13 protein-coding genes and 1 pseudogene are annotated in these 17,906 nt (G+C 62.7%); 2 read left to right on the top strand and 12 right to left on the bottom strand.

The genetic code is table 11. From position 1 onward, the window contains the following. Positions 1–191: 191 nt before the first annotated feature. The 10 genes from QD208_RS02460 to QD208_RS02415 form a co-directional block, all read right to left on the bottom strand. Positions 192–1,220 (bottom strand): porin, encoded by a 1,029-nt coding sequence (locus tag QD208_RS02460; RefSeq protein WP_153636386.1) that lies wholly within the window; start codon positions 1,218–1,220, stop codon positions 192–194. A 605-nt stretch (positions 1,221–1,825) separates the two neighbouring features. Continuing rightward, complete coding sequence (locus QD208_RS02455) at positions 1,826–3,211, bottom strand: TRAP transporter large permease subunit (protein ID WP_043331424.1); 1,386 nt, start codon at positions 3,209–3,211, stop codon at positions 1,826–1,828. Further along, positions 3,208–3,792, bottom strand: a complete 585-nt coding sequence (locus QD208_RS02450; RefSeq protein ID WP_153636387.1) for a TRAP transporter small permease — start codon at positions 3,790–3,792, stop codon at positions 3,208–3,210. Before QD208_RS02450 ends, QD208_RS02455 begins: the two co-directional genes overlap by 4 nt. A gap of 97 nt (positions 3,793–3,889) precedes the next feature. Then, the gene (locus QD208_RS02445; protein ID WP_225347130.1) at positions 3,890–4,879 is read right to left on the bottom strand and encodes a TRAP transporter substrate-binding protein; all 990 of its coding nucleotides are present in this window, start codon (positions 4,877–4,879) and stop codon (positions 3,890–3,892) included. 419 nt (positions 4,880–5,298) lie between these two features. Further along, a complete protein-coding gene (locus tag QD208_RS02440) occupies positions 5,299–6,303 on the bottom strand; it encodes a ProQ/FINO family protein (RefSeq protein WP_225348166.1) in 1,005 nt (334 codons plus the stop codon). A 103-nt stretch (positions 6,304–6,406) separates the two neighbouring features. After that, entirely contained in the window at positions 6,407–6,958 is a 552-nt protein-coding gene (locus QD208_RS02435) for a dihydrofolate reductase (protein WP_054555577.1), read from the bottom strand. Further along, positions 6,955–7,749, bottom strand: coding sequence for a thymidylate synthase (locus QD208_RS02430; RefSeq protein WP_131432578.1), 795 nt, complete (start codon positions 7,747–7,749; stop codon positions 6,955–6,957). The genes QD208_RS02435 and QD208_RS02430 overlap by 4 nt, the downstream gene beginning before the upstream one ends. Before the next feature lie 213 nt (positions 7,750–7,962). Beyond that, positions 7,963–8,766 carry a prolipoprotein diacylglyceryl transferase gene (gene lgt, locus QD208_RS02425; protein ID WP_054555578.1) on the bottom strand — a complete coding sequence of 268 codons (804 nt, stop codon included), beginning with the start codon at positions 8,764–8,766 and terminating at the stop codon, positions 7,963–7,965. Between the two features lie 127 nt (positions 8,767–8,893). Next, on the bottom strand, positions 8,894–9,676 hold the full coding sequence (locus QD208_RS02420) for a sulfite exporter TauE/SafE family protein (RefSeq protein WP_107336182.1): 783 nt from the start codon (positions 9,674–9,676) through the stop codon (positions 8,894–8,896). A gap of 73 nt (positions 9,677–9,749) precedes the next feature. Further along, positions 9,750–12,563, bottom strand: a complete 2,814-nt coding sequence (locus tag QD208_RS02415) for a response regulator (RefSeq protein WP_225347131.1) — start codon at positions 12,561–12,563, stop codon at positions 9,750–9,752. A gap of 162 nt (positions 12,564–12,725) precedes the next feature. Between QD208_RS02415 and QD208_RS02410 the strand changes: the two genes are divergently transcribed. Then, positions 12,726–13,688 (top strand): NRDE family protein, encoded by a 963-nt coding sequence (locus tag QD208_RS02410; RefSeq protein WP_153636391.1) that lies wholly within the window; start codon positions 12,726–12,728, stop codon positions 13,686–13,688. Here QD208_RS02410 and ptsP read toward each other — a convergent pair. Both ptsP and QD208_RS02400 read right to left on the bottom strand, forming a co-directional pair. Beyond that, on the bottom strand, positions 13,681–15,981 hold the full coding sequence (gene ptsP / locus QD208_RS02405) for a phosphoenolpyruvate--protein phosphotransferase (protein WP_225347132.1): 2,301 nt from the start codon (positions 15,979–15,981) through the stop codon (positions 13,681–13,683). The two genes, QD208_RS02410 and ptsP, sit on opposite strands and share 8 nt — an antisense overlap. A gap of 308 nt (positions 15,982–16,289) precedes the next feature. Next, a pseudogene (locus QD208_RS02400) lies at positions 16,290–16,763 on the bottom strand (RNA pyrophosphohydrolase); the annotation flags it as partial. A gap of 260 nt (positions 16,764–17,023) precedes the next feature. Here QD208_RS02400 and QD208_RS02395 point away from each other — a divergent pair. After that, positions 17,024–17,680, top strand: a complete 657-nt coding sequence (locus tag QD208_RS02395) for an HAD family hydrolase (protein ID WP_054555583.1) — start codon at positions 17,024–17,026, stop codon at positions 17,678–17,680. Positions 17,681–17,906: the final 226 nt, after the last annotated feature.

Raw genomic sequence — 17,906 nt, 5'->3', positions numbered from 1 at the left:
GAGGCGCATGATAAAAGCCCCTTTGATCATCAGATCAAAGGGGCTTTTTTCGTGACCATGACGCTAATGCTTGCGCATTGGCTACCCTCCCTTCATCGGACAGGGAGTCAGTCATCACAGAAGAGACAGACGTAAAAAAGCCGGCCCTGAGGGACCGGCTTTCGTTAGCTTGCTAGACGATTGAAGACGTCTTAGAAGCCGTAGTAGATGCCGACTGCAGCGCCGTCACTAGCATCGCCAGAACGATCGTACTGGGCGTATTCAATGTAGGTGTACATCGCGGAAGAGATGTTGTAAGTCACACCCAGGTTGAATTCGTTGAAGCTGTCGTCGCCACCGTTTTCAGTAGCCACGGTGGAAGCGTCTTCAGCGTCGACATACTGGTAGCCGCCGTAGACGTCGCCCATGCCGTAGCCGTAACGCGCGCCGATACCGTAGTAGTCGACGTCGGTGTCATCTTCTTCACCCGCGAAACGCTCAGCCTTGACGGCGATACGCAGGGCATCGACGGTGTACTGACCGGTGATACCGTACTGGTCACCGATGTCGCTGCCGTTGGTGGCTTCGAACTGGTCCAGGTTGTCATACACAGCGGCGAGGGAGAAACCGCCGACGGTGTACTTGGCACCAGCGAAGAAGGACGCCTGATTGGAATCGGTGATGTTCTCGTCTTCGCCATCGCCTTCGAAGTTGGAACCGACGGCGAACTGCATGCCGCCCATGACCGGAGACATGTACTGCAGCTTGTTGCCTTCACGAGTCTGGCTGTCGCCAGTGATCTGGGAGCTGGAGTCAGTCAGGTCGAAGTATTCGTTGTTGGAGATCGGATCCTGGATCCAGTCATCCATCAGCTGATCCCAGGAACCGATACGCGCGTCACCGAAGGAGCCCTTGGCACCGACGTAGGACTGGTCGCCATCGTTCAGGCCGTTGCCGCCGCCCTTGGATTCGTCAGCGTCGTATTCCCACTCAGCCTTGAAGTAACCAACGATATCGTCGTTGATCTTGTGCTCGCCCTTGGCACCGAAGGTAGAACCGTTGTCACCCAGTTCGCTTTCCGGATCACCGCCGAGCTGGTCGACATAAGTGTATGCCAGCTGCACGTTACCGTAGATGTCCAGCTTGGTACCGTCCTGGTTGTAGACAGTAGCAGCGGAAGCAGAAGTAGCAGCCAGGGCAGCAGCGCCGGCGATGGCAGTAGCCAGAAGTGTCTTTTTCATCGCGATAGTTCCTTAACTAGCGTTAACTGTTCGATCGTGTCTGCCGATGGCAGTGACCAAGGTTCCGGGCGCTTGATGACGCCTCTAAAACTCTGTGGCCTAGTTATTATCCAATGCTCGCAGGGAAACCATATACCGGGCTTTCAGGATGTGCAACAGAAAAAAACACTGTTTTCGATCACCACTCCTGAACCTATCCATCGGTCGGTTGTCTGGCGTGAGCATACTCTAGGGCTCAAGAATGAAGGATTCATGACAACCATGCGTCTTGACGCGGATTCCTGCATCACCGAGCGCATCGCTGAGCGTTAATCCCGGATTCATTGTGGAAAAACCTCGCTTGCGACAAAAGTCGCAGAACAAATACCCGTCAACTGCTGTGCTTGTCTGATGCCAAGTTGTGGTTTCCTCTCAGCTTTATCTTCATGAAAGGCACCGTCCCTGTGCCAATGATTCATTCATGAGTCTGCTATCAATATCGGTCATCAAACTCAATCATCAAATCCAGTCAACAAGCCCAGTCGCCCTCCCTGTCATCAAGCTCTGTCATCAAGCTCTGTCATCAATCAATCTTTCCATCGCACCTTGTCAGCAGGCAGTGATCCTCAACTGCTCAACCAGTTGGGCAGGAACAGCGAGATAGCCGGCACATAGGTGATCAACACCAGGAACAGCAGCAACAGCGACAACCACGGCAATGCTGCCCGAATGACCCAGGTCATCGGCTTGCCGGTGATCCCCGCCGTCACGAAGAGGTTCAGCCCTACGGGGGGTGTCAGCATGCCGATCTCCATGTTGACCACCATGATGATGCCGAGATGGATCGGGTCGATCCCCAGCTGCGTCGCGATGGGGAACAGGATTGGCGCCATGATCAGCAGAATGGCCGAGGGCTCCATGAAGTTGCCCGCCGCCAGCAGCAGCAGATTCATCACGATCAAGAAGCCCCACGCCGGCAGCCCCCAGCCGATGATGGTTTCGGCGATGGTGTGCGGAATGCGCTCCGTGGTCAGTACATGCGCGAACAGCATCGCGTTGGCGATGATGAACAACAGCATCATCGAGACGCGCGCGCCATCCAGTACCACCTTCTTGACCTCCTGATCGGTGAAGGACCCCAGAAGCCCGGCAGGCACCTGCCACAGCGCGCGCAACCCCGCACTCCCCCAGGCTTCGTTGCCCTTGCGCCACGGCACGTTCTTCAACGGCCCCATGTCGCGATAGCCCACCACGGCGATGAACCAGGCATACACCGTGGCCACGGCCGCGGCTTCGGTGGGACTGGCCACGCCGCCATAGATCGAGCCCAGCACGATGAAGATCAACATCAGACCGCCCATGGCGATCAGGCCAGAGCGCGCAAGCACCCGTACGCCGGGGAAAGGCTGAGCCGGCAACTTCTTGATCCGCGCCGCGATATAGATGGCGACCATCAAAATACCGCCCATCAGGAGGCCCGGAATCAGACCTGCCATGAACATCTTGGCCGCCGAGACTTCCGTGGCGGCGGAATACACCAGCATCACGATGGACGGCGGAATCAGGATGCCCAGTGTCCCGGCATTGGTGATCACGCCCGCCGCGAAGGACTCGGTATAGCCCTGGCGCACCATGCCCGCGATCACGATGGAGCCGATCGCCGCCACCGTGGCCGGAGAAGAGCCGGACACGGCGGCAAACAGCATGCATGCCAATACGGAGGCCATCGCCAGTCCACCGCGCACGTGGCCGATGGCATCGGTGGCGAAGGTGATCAGGCGACGTGCCACGCCACCGGTCGAGAGAAAGGTGCTGGAGAGAATGAAGAACGGGATCGCCAGCAGGGTGTAGTGATGCGACAGGGCTTCGAACAGCTTGATCGCCACCGACCCCAGTGAGTCACTGGAAAACAGCAGGATCGTGGTGACACTCGAGAAGCCCAGCGCAAAGGCGATCGGCATGCCGAGAAAGATGCCGCCGAACAGCAGCGCAAACAGAGTGGCTATGGTCATCGTGGTGTTCCCTGATCACTGTCACGGCCAGCATCGCCGTTGTCTTGGCCATCCGGCGCGTCCGACTGCACCAGATGCATGCTGTCCTCGCCTTCGTCATGAAAGCCGAAGCCACTGGCATCGCCACGAATCACCTTCCAGCCCAGTACAGCAAAGCGCAGCATCAGCAGCAACATGGCAATGGGCAGAATGGTGAGGGCGTACCACTTGGGAATCGCGATGTCCTCAAGCTCGATGCCGATCATCTTCATCAGCGAGAGATATTCATAACTGCCGACCAGCAGCATCACGCAGTACGCCATGCAGATCGCCAGCGCCAGCAAGGTCGCCACGCGCTGCCAGAGCATCGGCAGCATCTTGACCACGACATCCACGCCGATGTGCGCGCCCTGCTTGACGCCCCAGGACACGCCGATCAGCACGAACCAGCCCGCCAGATACAGCGTGGCCTCCTGTGACCAGCTGATGCCGGTATTGAAGACGAAGCGCAACACCACCTCGACGAAGACCAGCAGCACCATCGCTACCAGCAGCAGCGAGAACAGCGTCTCTTCCGCCTTGTGAAGCCATCGTAGTGCCATGGCAAAAATCCTCATGTCGCTCAAGGACACTTGCCCCACGCGAGATCGCCGATGTCCTGGCGCTCAAGATGGGGCAAGTGATGGATGGCCTGATGGCTTACTGGTTAGCAGCTTCCGCGGCGTCGACGATGTCCTGACCGATGTCGTCGGCAAACTCGCCCCATACCGGCTTCATGGCGTCGACCCACTGCTGACGCTGGGCATCGTCGAGCGTGATGATCTCGCTCTGGCCTGAATCGATGATGGCCTGCTTGGCCTCCATGTTCTTGGCTTCGGAGAGCTGGTTGCCGTAGACGATGGCCTCATCGAGCGCCGACTTGACCTCACCACGCACGTCATCCGGCAGGCCATTCCAGAAGCGCGCCGAAGACACCACCATATAATCCAGCACGCCGTGGTTGGATTCGGTGATGTACGGCTGCACCTCGAAGAACTTCTGGGAGTAGATGTTGGAGTAGGTATTCTCCTGACCGTCGATGGCCTTGGTCTGCAGCAGGATGAAGACCTCGGAGAACGGCTTCTTCAGCGAGACGGCATCCACCGCGTCAAACTGGGCCTCGAGCACATCGGAGGTCATGATGCGGAATTTCTTGCCGTCGGCATCCCCCGGTGTCTTGAGCGGCGATGACGCGGACAGCTGCTTCATGCCGTTATGCAGATAACCGAGCCCCACCAACCCCTTGGATTCCAGCGACGTCAGCAATGACTGGCCCGTCTCGCTGCTCTGGAAGCGTTCGACAGCGCCCATGTCCTTGAACAGGAAGGGCAGATCGAAGACCTGCAGCTGATCGGTATATTTCTGGAACTTGGACAATGACGGTGCCGCCAGCTGCACATCGCCCAGCAGCATGGCTTCCAGCACCTTGTCGTCCCCGTACAGCTGCGAACTGGGGTAGAGCTCGACTTCCACCTTGTCGCCCAGTCGCTCCTCCACCAGTTGCTGGAATTTCTTGCCCATCTGGCCCTTGGGGGTATTTTCCGCCACCACATGGGAAAACTTGATGGTGATCGGGTCGGCCATGGCCGTCGCTGAGGCAAACAGGATGGCAGCACTCAGGGCGGTCAGGGCTGGCTTGATAAGGCGCATGGCGAATCCTCTTGAATTGCGGATATTGTTGGTCTTGTAGGGCATTCGATATCCCGTCTGCGCGGCTCCGACACGAAGCCGCGCAGAGGTGCGGCGCGAGCAGGGATAGCCGAGACCCTGCGAGCATTGCGCCACAGCCGCCAGATAGACGAGACAATCCAGACAATTCAATAAGTTGAAGACGCACAGTTCGCATACAACTCGCGCACAAGTGAGCCGAATTCCGCGGGCCGCCGGCGATCTGTGAGGAGTTGTGCGGATTTCCGCCCACCAACGACAAGGCCCCTGTGCGGGAATCCGCACAGGGGCCTTGTCTGTTAGCACCGATCATTGTCGATCGAGCGTCTTCACCAGCTGTCACATCACCTGCCAACACATTCTCAGGAACGGTTCTCAGGGACGGTTCTCGAGGACTGTGTTCAGGGGCGGTGCTTGGTCATCAGCTCGCTGAGCTTGTGGCTGATACGCTGATCGGTCGCCTGCTCTTCCCGCGCCTTCTGTTGACGCGTCAGCTCATCGAGCTGCTGACGGGCATGGCGTGCCTCATCTTCCGTCACGGCACCCACCGACTGACCCGAGAGGTCCACGCGCTGCGTGCCCGCCCGTACCGCCTTCAGATACCGCGGCAGATGGACATAACCCGCCAGCGCGCGTCGCACCAGCTTGTCATCCCAGGGCTCGTTTTCCAGCAGCTCGATATGGATGCCGATCTTCAGCGGCCGGGTGTGGCCCTTGAAGAAGGTATCCGGATAGCGCTTGTACCACTGCTTGAGCAGCGCATGGGGAGAAGGCGCCGACTCAGGCTGAGAAGCCTGCTGTGCTTGCGGGGCCTCGCCCTGCTCAGCCTCGTTCTGCTGCTGCGCCTCCTGCTCCTGCGGTACCTGAGCTTGCGGCGTCTGGGCTTGCGACGCCTGAGCCTCGGACGAATCAGCAGCCGTCGTTGTCTGCGCGGCAGCTGCCGGCTGACTCACGTTCAGGCGCTCTGAGGCCAGGCGTTCTGCCTGCGCCTCCTGCTGCGCTGTCAGACCCGCCTCCGCATTCGTGGAGAATTGCGGCGCAGAAGCCTGCTCGACCAGTTCACGCAATTGCGCATCTCGCGCCAGCAACGCCTCATTCACCGCGCTTAACTGCGCCTGCTGCTCCTGCAGTGTCTGGCGCGCCGCCGCGAGTTGCTCAGCGAGCTGCTCACGCTCATGACGCTCCGCGGCCAGTGCACGCTCGGCTTCTGCCAAGGCACGCTGATGCGCATCGGCATCTGCCGTGGCTGCAGACGTTCCCTGCTGCTCCAGCTGGGCCAGCGCATCGCGCAGGCGGGCATTTTCCGACTCCAGGGCCGCACGGGCCTGGCGCTCTGTGTCACGCTGCTGTCGCTGTGTGTCGGCTTCATGTTCAAGCGCAGAATACAGCGCTTCGAGGCGATCCATCGTCAAGGCCTGAGCCTCCCTTGCACGCTATGGGCAGTTCCGTTTGGCACCAGTCTGTGTCAGTACCTGCTGACTGTAAAGGTCACGCCGGCCAGCCAGTGGCTCAGACGTCGCGGCGCTCGAAGCGCACGAAGTCATAGGCCGGCAGACCCTCACCACTCTCCCCCGGGACGCGCTGCGCTTCCTGCCAGCTCGCATCCAGCGCCGGGAAATGGGCATCGCCCTCGATCTCGACCGCAACCTCGGTGAGATAGAGGCGCGTCGCCACCGGCAGCGCCTGGGCGTAGATCTGACCGCCACCGATCACCATGATCTCGTCCACGCCTTCGATCATCGCGTGGTGGTCCGCCATGCTTAGCGCGGCGGCCAGGTCACTGCAGACCCGCACGCCATCGTGACTGAACTCGCTGTCACGCGTGACCACGATGTTGAGGCGGTTGGGCAGCGGCCTGCCGATGGAGGCGAAGGTCTTGCGTCCCATGATCACCGGCTTGCCCTGGGTGACATGCTTGAAGAACTTCAGGTCTTCCGGCAGATACCACGGCAACTGGTTGTCGACGCCGATCACGCGGTTGACCGACATGGCGGCAATCATCGCGACGGGCACGACGGTGTCAGCCGCCGCCGTCAGCGGAGAGAATTCATTATCGCTCATACAGCCACCTGCGCCTTGATATGCGGATGGGATTCATAGCCTTCGATGGCAATGTCATCGAAGGTGAAGTCGAACAGATCCGTGACTTCCGGATTCAACACCAGCTTCGGCAGCGCCAGCGGCTCACGCGTCAACTGCTCACGCGCCTGCTCGAGATGATTGCTGTAAAGGTGGGCATCGCCGAGGGTATGGATGAACTCGCCCGGCTTGAGGCCACACACCTGCGCGACCATCTGGGTCAGCAGCGCATAGCTTGCGATGTTGAACGGCACGCCGAGGAAGATGTCCGCGCTGCGCTGATAGAGCTGGCAGGACAGGCGACCATCGGCGACGTAGAACTGGAACAGTGCATGACAAGGCGGCAGCGCCATCTCATCCACCAGCGCCGGGTTCCAGGCCGAGACCATCAGGCGGCGCGAATCCGGGTTGGTCTTGATCTGCTCGATCAGCTGGCTGATCTGGTCGACGGAACCGCCTTGCGGGTTCGGCCAGCTGCGCCACTGGTAACCGTATACCGGCCCGAGGTCGCCATTCTCATCGGCCCACTCGTCCCAGATACGCACGCCGTTTTCCTTCAGGTAGGCGATGTTGGTATCGCCCTTCAGGAACCACAGCAGCTCGTGGATGATCGAGCGCAGGTGCAGCTTCTTGGTCGTGACCAGCGGAAAGCCTTCGGCCAGATCAAAGCGCATCTGGTGGCCGAAGACACTCAGGGTGCCGGTGCCGGTGCGATCGCCCTTTTGTGTGCCGTTTTCCAGCACATGGCGCATCAGATCTAGATAGGGTTGCATGGTGGCGAGTCCGTACGGCGTGTCAGAGGCTGGCGCGGCGAGCGGAGCCGTGGATCGCCCTGCACCAGCCTCTTCATGAATTCGAATCGTTCACTTGACGATATTTGACGCTGCCAGATACGCAAGAACGCGGCCCGATGGCCGCGTTCTTGCGTATCTGGCAGGGGGCCAGTTTACACCGAATGCCCCCTGTATTCACGCCTGCATTGCCCCTCAGGAGGCGCGAGGCACCGGCGGCTGCGCCACTTCCTGACCGCGCGACCAGGCCATCAACAGCAGCCCGAACAGCACCATCGGCAGCGACAGCAGCTGGCCCATGGTCAGCCAGTCGAAGGCGATGAAGCCGAGCTGGGAGTCCGGCTGACGGAAGAATTCGGTGATGAACCGGAAGCAGCCGTAGCAGAGCAGGAACAGACCGGAGATCAAGCCCTTCTGACGCGGTTCACGCGAGACGAACCACAGGATGGCGAACAGCGCGACGCCTTCCAGTGCAAACTGATAGAGCTGCGAGGGATGACGCGGTTCCGGCCCGTAGAGCGGATAGACCATGCCCCAGGAGACATCGGTGATGCGCCCCGGCAGCTCCTGATTGATGAAGTTGCCCAGCCGCCCTGCGCCGAGACCGATCGGCACCATCGGCGCGATGAAATCGGTCAGCTGGAAGAAGGTCAGCTGATGGCGACGCGCGAACATCAGCATCGCGATCAACACGCCCAGCAAGCCGCCATGGAAGCTCATGCCGCCATCCCAGACCTTGAAGATCCACACCGGGTCCGCCAGCAGCTTGTCGAAGCCATAGAAGAGCGCATACCCCAGGCGGCCACCCAGCACCACACCCAGGGCGCCGAAGAAGATCAGGTCGCCTACCGCGTCCTGACTCAGGCCGACGCGTGCGCGACGTGCTCGTGCCAGCCCCCAGGCCGCCGCGAAACCGATCACGTACATCAACCCGTACCAATGAATCTTGAAGGGCCCCAGCGCCAGCGCCACGGGGTCGATCTCAGGATATTGCAACATGTGAAAACCTTGAATGAGGAAGTCGGGCTCTACCAACGCACTGGGCGATGCAGTCATCGCCTCTCAGGCGGGCAGAGCATAACAGTCAAAGCATGAACACGACCTGCCTGAGGCAGCGTATTCCCGCTCACGCCAGCAGAAACCGCAGTCCGACGACGACCAGGATCAGCGCGAACAGGCGCTTGAGCAGCAGGGCCGGCAAGGCATGCGCCAGCCGCGCCCCGAGGCGCGCAAACGGCACGGACGCCAGCACGATGCCCAGCCACGCCACCCAATGGACATAGCCGATGGCGTGCTCCGGCAGATTGGGGGCATGCCAGCCGACCACGATGTTGGTCAGTGCGGCGGTCAGCGCGATGGGGAAGCCTGCCGCGGCGGCGGTCCCCACCGCTTCGGTCATGCGCGCCTGCCAGCTGGAGAGCATCGGCACCATCACCGTGCCGCCACCGATGCCGAACAGCGAGGAAATCACGCCGACGGTACTGCCGCCCACGAACTGGCCGACCCGCCCGGGCGCCTGGGCCATCTGGCCCACCTTGAGATCCAGCCCGAGCTTGGCCGCCACCAGCAGCACGAAGACGCCGAACGCCAGCTTGAGCGTCTCGCCGCTCAGTTCACTGGCCAGCACCACGCCGAGCCCGGTGCCGACCACCAGCCCCGGCAACAGCCGCTTGAGCCAATCGAGGCGCACCGCACCGCGCTCATGATGTGCCCGTGCCGACGACAGCGAGGTCACCACGATGGTGGCCAGCGAGGTGCCGATCGCCAGGTGCATCAACACCTCCGGCGCGACGCCTTGCAGCACGAAGGCCGCGGCCAGCACCGGCACGATGACAAGCCCTCCGCCAATCCCGAACAACCCCGCAATCATGCCGGCGACTGCGCCCAACAAGGGATACCACCACCACATACCCGACTCCTTTCATGCTGCATTGCGGTGACTGTCTGCCGAGAGTGGCCCGGGCCTCTCAGCGCCATGACCGTCAGCCGTCTGTTGATACTTGACCTTCGCCGCTGCCGGACGCGCGTGGCGTCAGCGTCACGTCAGGCAGCCACATGCTGACCTTGTCGATCAGCGCCTGAGGCCGGTAGGGCTTGCCCAGATAATCATCCAGCCCGGCGGCGAAGAAGCGCTCGCGATCGGCCTCACTGGCATTGGCGGTCAGCGCGATGATGACACTGCGCCGCTCACTGCCGGCGGCGGCTTCCTGCTCGCGCCAGCGCTGGCTGACACTGACGCCATCCATGCCGGGCATGAAGATATCCATGAACACCAGCGCGTAGAAATGCTGTCCACGAGCGGCCAGCGCCTCTTCGCCGCTGCTGGCGGTATCGACCAACAACCCCTGACGACCGAGCACCGTGCGCGCCAGCATCGCATTCACCGGCCCGTCATCGACCACCAGGATGCGGGTTTCGGTCGGCTTGCCCGGCCATGTCATCGGCAGCAGGATTTCCAGCGCCTGCTCGTCGTCCAGGTTGATCTGTCGATAGCTGCCGCCCAGCTCGTCGATCAAGCGCCGCGCCATGACAAGGCTCGAGGGCGATTGATGACCGATATCGAGGCCGACATGTCCACGCAGCTCGAGCCGCAGACAGCAACAGCCAGCGCCCTCGTCGTCGGAACCCTCTGCAGAGAACGCTGCATCGCGACAGGCCGGCAGCTCACAGGCTTGCTGCAGCTCAAGCAGCAGAGATTGATGACTGGCGCTTTCGTGACGCACGCAGCCTTCCGCCAGATGCTCGAACAGCTGCGCGAGGCGGCGCACATCACCGCGCAAGGCCTCCGGCATCGGCCCCAGCTGCCACTCGAAGGGGCAGCCGACATCATGATGGCGCTGCTGCATGTCCTCGAGCAGCGCCCCCAGCGTCTCGGTCGGCGAGAAGTCATTCTCTTCCAGCGGCGTCCGTACCACTTCCTCGCGCTCGGTCAGGGCATCCAGCAGTTGCGCCACGCTGTCGAGGCGGCCCTGCAGCAGGCTGAGCTCGGCATCCTCGATATGACGCTCACGCCTGAGCTGACCAAGCTTGCGCACCAGCCCTTGCAGCGGCGGCGTCAGCTCAGCGTGCAGCATGTCCAGATAATCACTCTTCAGACGCGCTTCTTCGCGGGCACGGTCACGCGCGACCAGTAACTGCTGGCTGGCCTGATCGTGCTCTGACTCATCGATCATCACGCCGAGCACCTGCGCCGGGTCATTGTTGAAGCGACACAGCTCGAGGCGCATGCGCCGCATGCGCCCCTCGGCGTCATGTACCCGGAGTTCACGACTGCTGGGCACGCTGGGGTTGGGCTCCAGCATCAGCAAGCTGCCCACCGACCGGCCCAGCGCCTCATGCAATACCAGTCCGAACAGCTTCTCGAAGGCCGGGTTGGCCATCGCCAACAGTCCATGGCGCATCACGAAGGCCGGCAGCGGCAAGGCATCCAGCTCATGGCCGCGACCACGACGCAGCAAGGCCACGGCCCCACGATGGCGACGCAGGATGTCATCCGCCGGATAGGCCTGCCGCCCCACCGGCGGGTACTCCTCCATCACCTCACCGTTCTCGATACGCTCGCTCTGGCGCGCCAACCACTCCAAGGGCTGCCCCAGGCGCTGGTCCATGCGCCTGAGCCGCCATTGCAAGATGAGCATGACGACGGCAAACACCAGCAGCAGCGCGCCACCACTGCCCAGCAACAGGGTCAGCAGCGGCACCTGACCGGGCACCTCGAGTCGCGTGCTGGACACCAGACGCCAACCAGTGACCGGCAAGCTGTCCCACACCACCACCTGATTCCCGTGCGGGTCGTCCAGCGTGGCACCGCGTAGGCTGGTATCCATCGCGCGGGCGATATCCGCGGGCAGCTCCCGGGAATGGCCGTCGCCGACATTGCTGCTGGCCGCCCAGACGTTCAGGTGGTCATCGACCAGCCAGAAGGCATCCGAGGGGGCATGCCCCGGCAGCAGCAGGCGCGCCTCCATCTGCGGCAGCGCGAGATCCAGCCCGACACGCGCCTTCTGGCCATTGCTGAGAGAGACCTCTGCCAGCGCCGTGATCTGCGGCAGACCGGCAGGCCCCGGATGCGGCGGTAGCCAGACCACGCGCGCCGCACCATTGTCGGTGTTCTCGGCAAGCTGACGCACGGTGCCCGGCAGCACGCCGGTATAGGGCATGAAATCGCTGCCCGGCGCGAAGGCATCCAGCACGTTGAACCAGGGATAGAGCATGACCATGCTGTTATCGAGACTCACGAACAGGCGTGAGATCAGGGGGTCCGACGAGTAGAGGTCCGACAGCAGCCACTGCATATGCATCAGTCGCCGCCCGGCGTCACGATCCTCATCGCTCAACGGCCCTGCGAATTCGCCGTAGAGTGCGGCCCCCCCACGCGATACCGGTCTGAACAGCTGGCCCTGCTCGGTGAGCGAGAACTGGTCCAGGCCATCGTCATAGGCGCTGCTCCCGTTGGCGCCGAAGTCGAGATGGCGCCGTGCATAGCGCGCCAGAATCTGCAGGCGACGCTGTTGGGTTTCCAGACGCTCGCTGACCAGCGCCGTGGCCAGCGCATGCTCCTGCCGGAGCTCCCCCAGCGCGCTATCGACGGCAGCATGCTGCGTGCTGTCCCTGACCACGGCGGCCCCGACCAGAAAGCTCAACGCCACCGCCAGCTCCGCCAGCAGCAGCGGGCCAGCCGTCAGCCGAATCATGCGCGCCCAGACCTTCTCCAGGCCACTGGCGGGATTCTGGGCATTCGAAGCCACCGCCGCAGCAGGCGGTGGCTCGACAGAGGAAGCACGGCGCGAGAACATGATCTGAAAGCATCCTGTAGGTGAGGCGTCGGCAAGCCCGACCGCTGACCAGCGCAAGCTGTCGAGACAAAGCAGCAGCATACGCAAGCCGCCGTCAGGCGTCATGCAGTGCCAGCGTGACAGAGGCGCTATTTTCTCCCGACCCCCTGATGGAGTGGCGACATGTGCCTGATGGCATTTGACTGGCAACCGGACTCGCCGCAGGGCGAATGCCTGTTACTGATCGGCAACCGGGATGAGTTTCACGCACGCGCCACCGCCGGGCTCTGCGTGTGGCCGGATGGTGTCCTGTGCGGCGGACGCGACCTGGTGGCCGGCGGCGGCTGGCTGGTCATGCACCCCGCCGGCAGCCTCGCCACGCTGACCAACGTGCGCCAGCTGGACCACCCTGCCCCGACGGCCAGCATCAGCCGTGGCCAGCTGGTCGCGGCCGCGGCGCGTCAGGCGCTGGGGCGATGCTCGCGCTGGCGCCTTGAAGACTGGTTGCGCGCACTGGTCGCGGGAGAGAGCGTGCCCGCGGCACTGGAGGGAGCGGACGCACAGAAGCTGTCTGCGCTGACGCTTGAGGCCGTGGACTGGTGCAACCTGCTGGTCTGCGATGGCAAGGCGTTGTGGCGCCTGCATCATGGCCCACAAGGGGCCGAGGTGAGCCGCCTCAGCGCGGGCATCCACAGCCTGAGCAATGGCCATCCCGAGACCGACTGGCCCAAGCAACGACGCCTGAGTGGCCGCCTGACAGCCCTCCTCGACCCGTCAGCCCGTGCCGGTCAGACAACCGCACGGCCATTGAGCGACGACGCGCTGCTCGACCTGCTCAAGGATGACTGGCGGCCCGCGCCGACTCAGCTACCGGCCACCGGACTCTCGCCCGAACGCGAAGCCCTGCTGTCCAGCCCGTTCATCGTCAGCGCCGAATATGGCACGCGGGCCTCGACCCTGGTGCGCTGGCAACGCCACCCGGCAAGGGATACGACTGATCCGTCCGGTGTGGTGCAGACCCTGACCCTGCTGGAGCGCCGCTTCAGCCCTGAGGGCCACATCATCGCCAGTCGCAGGGCCATGACCCGCTCACTCGCATCGGAGAGCGGCAAAAAAGGAGATATCGGCAGCTGGCGACTCAGCTAGCCGTCTCGCCGGCTTTCTGTGCCACAGGCGCGTTGTCGCGCGGCGGCAGCAGGTGGGCCAGATCCCAGGCCTGCAGGCGGTGGAGCAACAGGTCATGAACCTCATCGGCGGTGGGCTGACACAGCACCTCGCCCACCAGCCCCTGCGCCGCACTCAGTGACACCCGCCGAATGGCCGCACGCACGCGCGGCAGGCTCGGGGCATTCATCGACAGACTGTCAAAGCCCATGCCCAGCAGCAGCAAGGCCCCGGCGGGGTCGCCCGCCAGCTCACCGCAGACGCTCACCGGCATCTTGAGCGCACGCGACTCTTCCGCCAGACGCGCAAGGGCGCGCAACACCGCCGGATGGCAGGCATCGTAGAGACTCGCCACGCGCGGGTTGTTGCGGTCCACCGCCAGCAGATACTGGGTGAGATCGTTGGAGCCCACCGAGAAGAAGTCGACCCGGGTGGCGAGCGCTTCCAGCTGATAGAGCGCCGCCGGCACCTCGATCATCACGCCGACACTCGGTCGCGAGACGTTGATGCCCTCTTCGGCCAGCTCGACCAGCGCCCGATTGACCAGCGCCAGCGCCGCATCGACTTCCTCGATTCCCGAGATCATCGGCAGCATGATGCGCAGATTGTCCAGCCCTTCCGCGGCACGCAGCATGGCCCGCAGCTGCACCATCAGCACCTCGGGGTGATCGAGCGTCACCCGGATGCCCCGCCAGCCCAGGAAGGGATTGGCCTCGTTGATCGGGAAATAGGGCAGGTCCTTGTCGCCGCCGATATCCAGCGTGCGCATGGTGACCGGCAGCGGCGCGAAGCCCAGCAGCTGCTCACGATAAAGACGCGCCTGCTCCTGCTCGCTGGGGAAGCGGTCACTCATCATGAACGGTACTTCGGTGCGGTAGAGCCCGACCCCGCCGACCCGCGACTTGAGCGACGCGACGGAATCCAGCGCCAGGCCGGTATTCACCATCAGCGGCAGAACATGACCATCCGGGGTCACACTTGGCAGATCCTGCTCCTGTTCCAGCAGCGCACTCAACGCCTGCTCCTCCTCGATCAACCGTGAATAGTAGGCGCCGAGCTCAAGCTCGGGACGCACTACCAGTCGACCACGGTGACCATCGAGAATGACCGGTGCACCGCCCAGTCGCGACAACGGAAGATCCACCATGCCCAGCACGGTGGGAATCCCCATCGCACGCGCCAGGATGGCGACATGCGAGGTACTCGAGCCACTGACCGCGACCAGCCCCTTGAGGCGTTCACGCGGGACTTCCCCCAGCGTGGCGGGGCTGATCTCGTGACCGATGAGGATGGTGTTTTCCGGGTATTCGATCGGACCGCTATCACCCTCTTCCTGCAGGTGTGACAACACGCGGCGCCCAAGATCCCGTATGTCGGCGGCTCTTTCGCGCAGATAGTCGTCATCGACACGCTCGAGATACTGCACATGGCGGCGCACGATATCGGCCAGCGCCGCCGGCGCCCACTGTCCTTCACGGATGCGCTTCTCGACTTCCTGGCCCAGCGCCGCGTCACCCAGCATCTGCTGATAGACCTCGAACAGCGCATGTTCCTGGGTGGAGATACGACTGGCGAGGCGCTCCGCCGCGACGCGAATCTCTTCGCGCACGGCGTTGATCGCCTCCTTGAGGCGTGCGATCTCGAATTCGATATCGGTGGGGATCAGGTCGGGGACGGCGTCCAGGTCGGCAGGCGGAGACAGCACGAAGGCCTTGCCGATGGCGATACCAGGCGAGCCGGCCACGCCGGAGAAGGTCGCCTGGCCGCTGGTACCGGCCAGCTTGCCCAGCGCCCCGGTGGCCAGGGCGTGGGCCAGCACTCCCGCCAGCTGCGCGCCGAGGGTGACAAGGAAGGCTTCCTCACCTTCATCGAAACGGCGCTTCTCGTGCTGCTGGATGACCAGCACCCCGAGCACGCGACGCTGATGGATGATGGGGACACCGAGGAAGCTGGAGAAACGCTCCTCTCCGGTCTCCTCGAAATAACGGAATTGGGGATGTGCGGGCGCATCCTCGAGGTTGAGCGGCTCTTCTCTGAGCGCCACCATCCCGACCAGGCCCTCGCCACGTGCCAGACTGACCTGCCCCACCGACGACGAGCGCAGACCGATGGTGTCCTTGAGCACGAAGCGATCGCTTTCCGGTGCCAGCAGATAGACGGAGCAGACGTCCGTCTTCATGGCCTTGCGTATGCGCAACACCATGGTCGCCAGTGCCGCGTCCAGAGAACGTGCGCCATTGACCTCCTGAACGATACGACGTAGCACCTCAAGCATGGAGTACCTCAAGCATGGTGTATCTCGCGCATCGAAGACGTCGAGAAGGTGATTGCTCAGCCAAGGCGGCGTGACCCACGCTCAGCCACCCGCGCCCATCAACGCCATCAGCCGGACGAATGACGCCCGTGACCCTCGGAGCTGGCGTCACCGGCTCCGGAGTCAGCGGCACCTGTGCCATCGAGCCCCTTGGCCGCCGCGTTGGCAGTAGCGACCGGTGAGCCACTGGCGCCAGACGGCCCGCAGGCGCCCCGCGCCTCATGCAGCGATGGCCCCTCGGCGAGCGCCTTGAGCCGCTCGGTGTCCACCAGACGCTGCAGACGCGGCGCCAACTCACGCAGGGCGCGCCGATAGACCTCACGCTTGAAGGCCACGACCTGCCCCAGCGGATACCAGTAGCTTACCCAACGCCAGCCATCGAATTCAGGGTTGGGCGTGGTATCCACACTTACGCGGTTGTCCTGACAGCGAATCTGCAACAGGAACCACTTCTGCTTCTGACCGATGCAGATCGGTCGGGAGTGCGTTCTTACCATGCGTCTGGGTAACCGGTAGCGCAGCCATCCACGGGTGCAGGCCAGTATCTCGACGTCCTCAGCTTTCAGGCCGATCTCTTCTTCGAGTTCACGAAACAGCGCCTGTTGCGGTGTCTCGTTTGGCTTGATGCCCCCTTGCGGAAACTGCCACGCATTCTGTCCTACCCGGCGCGCCCAGAGCAGCTGGCCCTCACAGTTGGCAATGATGATGCCAACGTTGGGGCGAAAGCCGTCAGCGTCGATCACGGATGTCACCTTTGATTCGTTAATTGAAACCATTCTTCCACAAAGGCTGAAAGCGCTTCAATACGCGGTTTGGCGGTGTGAAAGCCCGAGCACCTCTGCAATAATCGCTGCCTTCACGCTATTGCAGTGCAACACGGCCGTGCGAGACTGCTCGTCGGCCACCGTACACCCGCGCAAACACTGGGCCGGCACCTTATCGTGCTCTGTTGTCCGTGTCTGTCGCCCAGCCGAGTGTGGCTGGGCAGAGCAAGGAGTTTTCCGTGAGTCTGGCCATCTTTGATCTCGACAATACCCTGATCGCCGGGGACAGTGATCACGCCTGGGGCGAATTTCTGGTCGAACAGGGCGCTGTCGACGCCAACGTCTACCGTGAAGCCAACGAGCGCTACTACCAGCTCTACCAGAGTGGCGAGCTGGACATTCACGAATACCTGGCCTTCTCACTCAAGCCGTTGTCCGAGAACAGTCCGGAGCAGCTGGCGGCCTGGCACCAGCAGTTCATGGCCGCCAAGATCGAGCCCATCATCCTGCCGCGGGCGGAAGAGCTGCTGGCACGCCACCGGGCACGCGGCGACACCCTGCTGATCATCACCGCCACCAATCGCTTCATCACCGCTCCCATCGCGGACCGCCTGGGTGTCGATGAGCTGATCGCCATCGAGCCCGAGATCGTCAACGGCCGCTACACCGGACGCGTCAGCGGCGTCCCCAGCTTCCAGGCCGGCAAGGTGACCCGCCTCGAGGCCTGGCTGGCCGAACGTGACCACACTCTGGATGGCAGCACCTTCTACAGCGACTCCATCAATGACCTGCCGCTGCTGGAGCGTGTCGATACTGCCATCGCAGTGGACCCGGATGAGCAACTGCGCGCCGCCGCTGACGCGCGCGATTGGCGCATCATTTCGCTGCGCGACTGATAAACGACTGATTTGCTTGGCTTTTATCGATCCATAAGGTCGATCAGCCTCAGCTATAAGGTTTTCATGTGGCTACAAGCATTCACCATAAAGTCGACCTTATTTGCTGAATCATTTCGCACAAGATGTGTCTATAATGTGTGTCCATCGAACCGTCGAGCCTGGTGCGGCAACTTTTGCCCCGTCACGGCAGGACGGCCTCCGGAATCCCGGTCGGGTCCGGGGG

Origin of the sequence: Cobetia sp. 29-18-1, assembly GCF_029846405.1 — a bacterium.
Taxonomy (GTDB): Bacteria; Pseudomonadota; Gammaproteobacteria; order Pseudomonadales; family Halomonadaceae; genus Cobetia; species Cobetia amphilecti.
The sequence above is the reverse complement of the archived record's forward strand: the minus strand, read 5'-3'. Positions and strand labels throughout refer to the sequence as shown.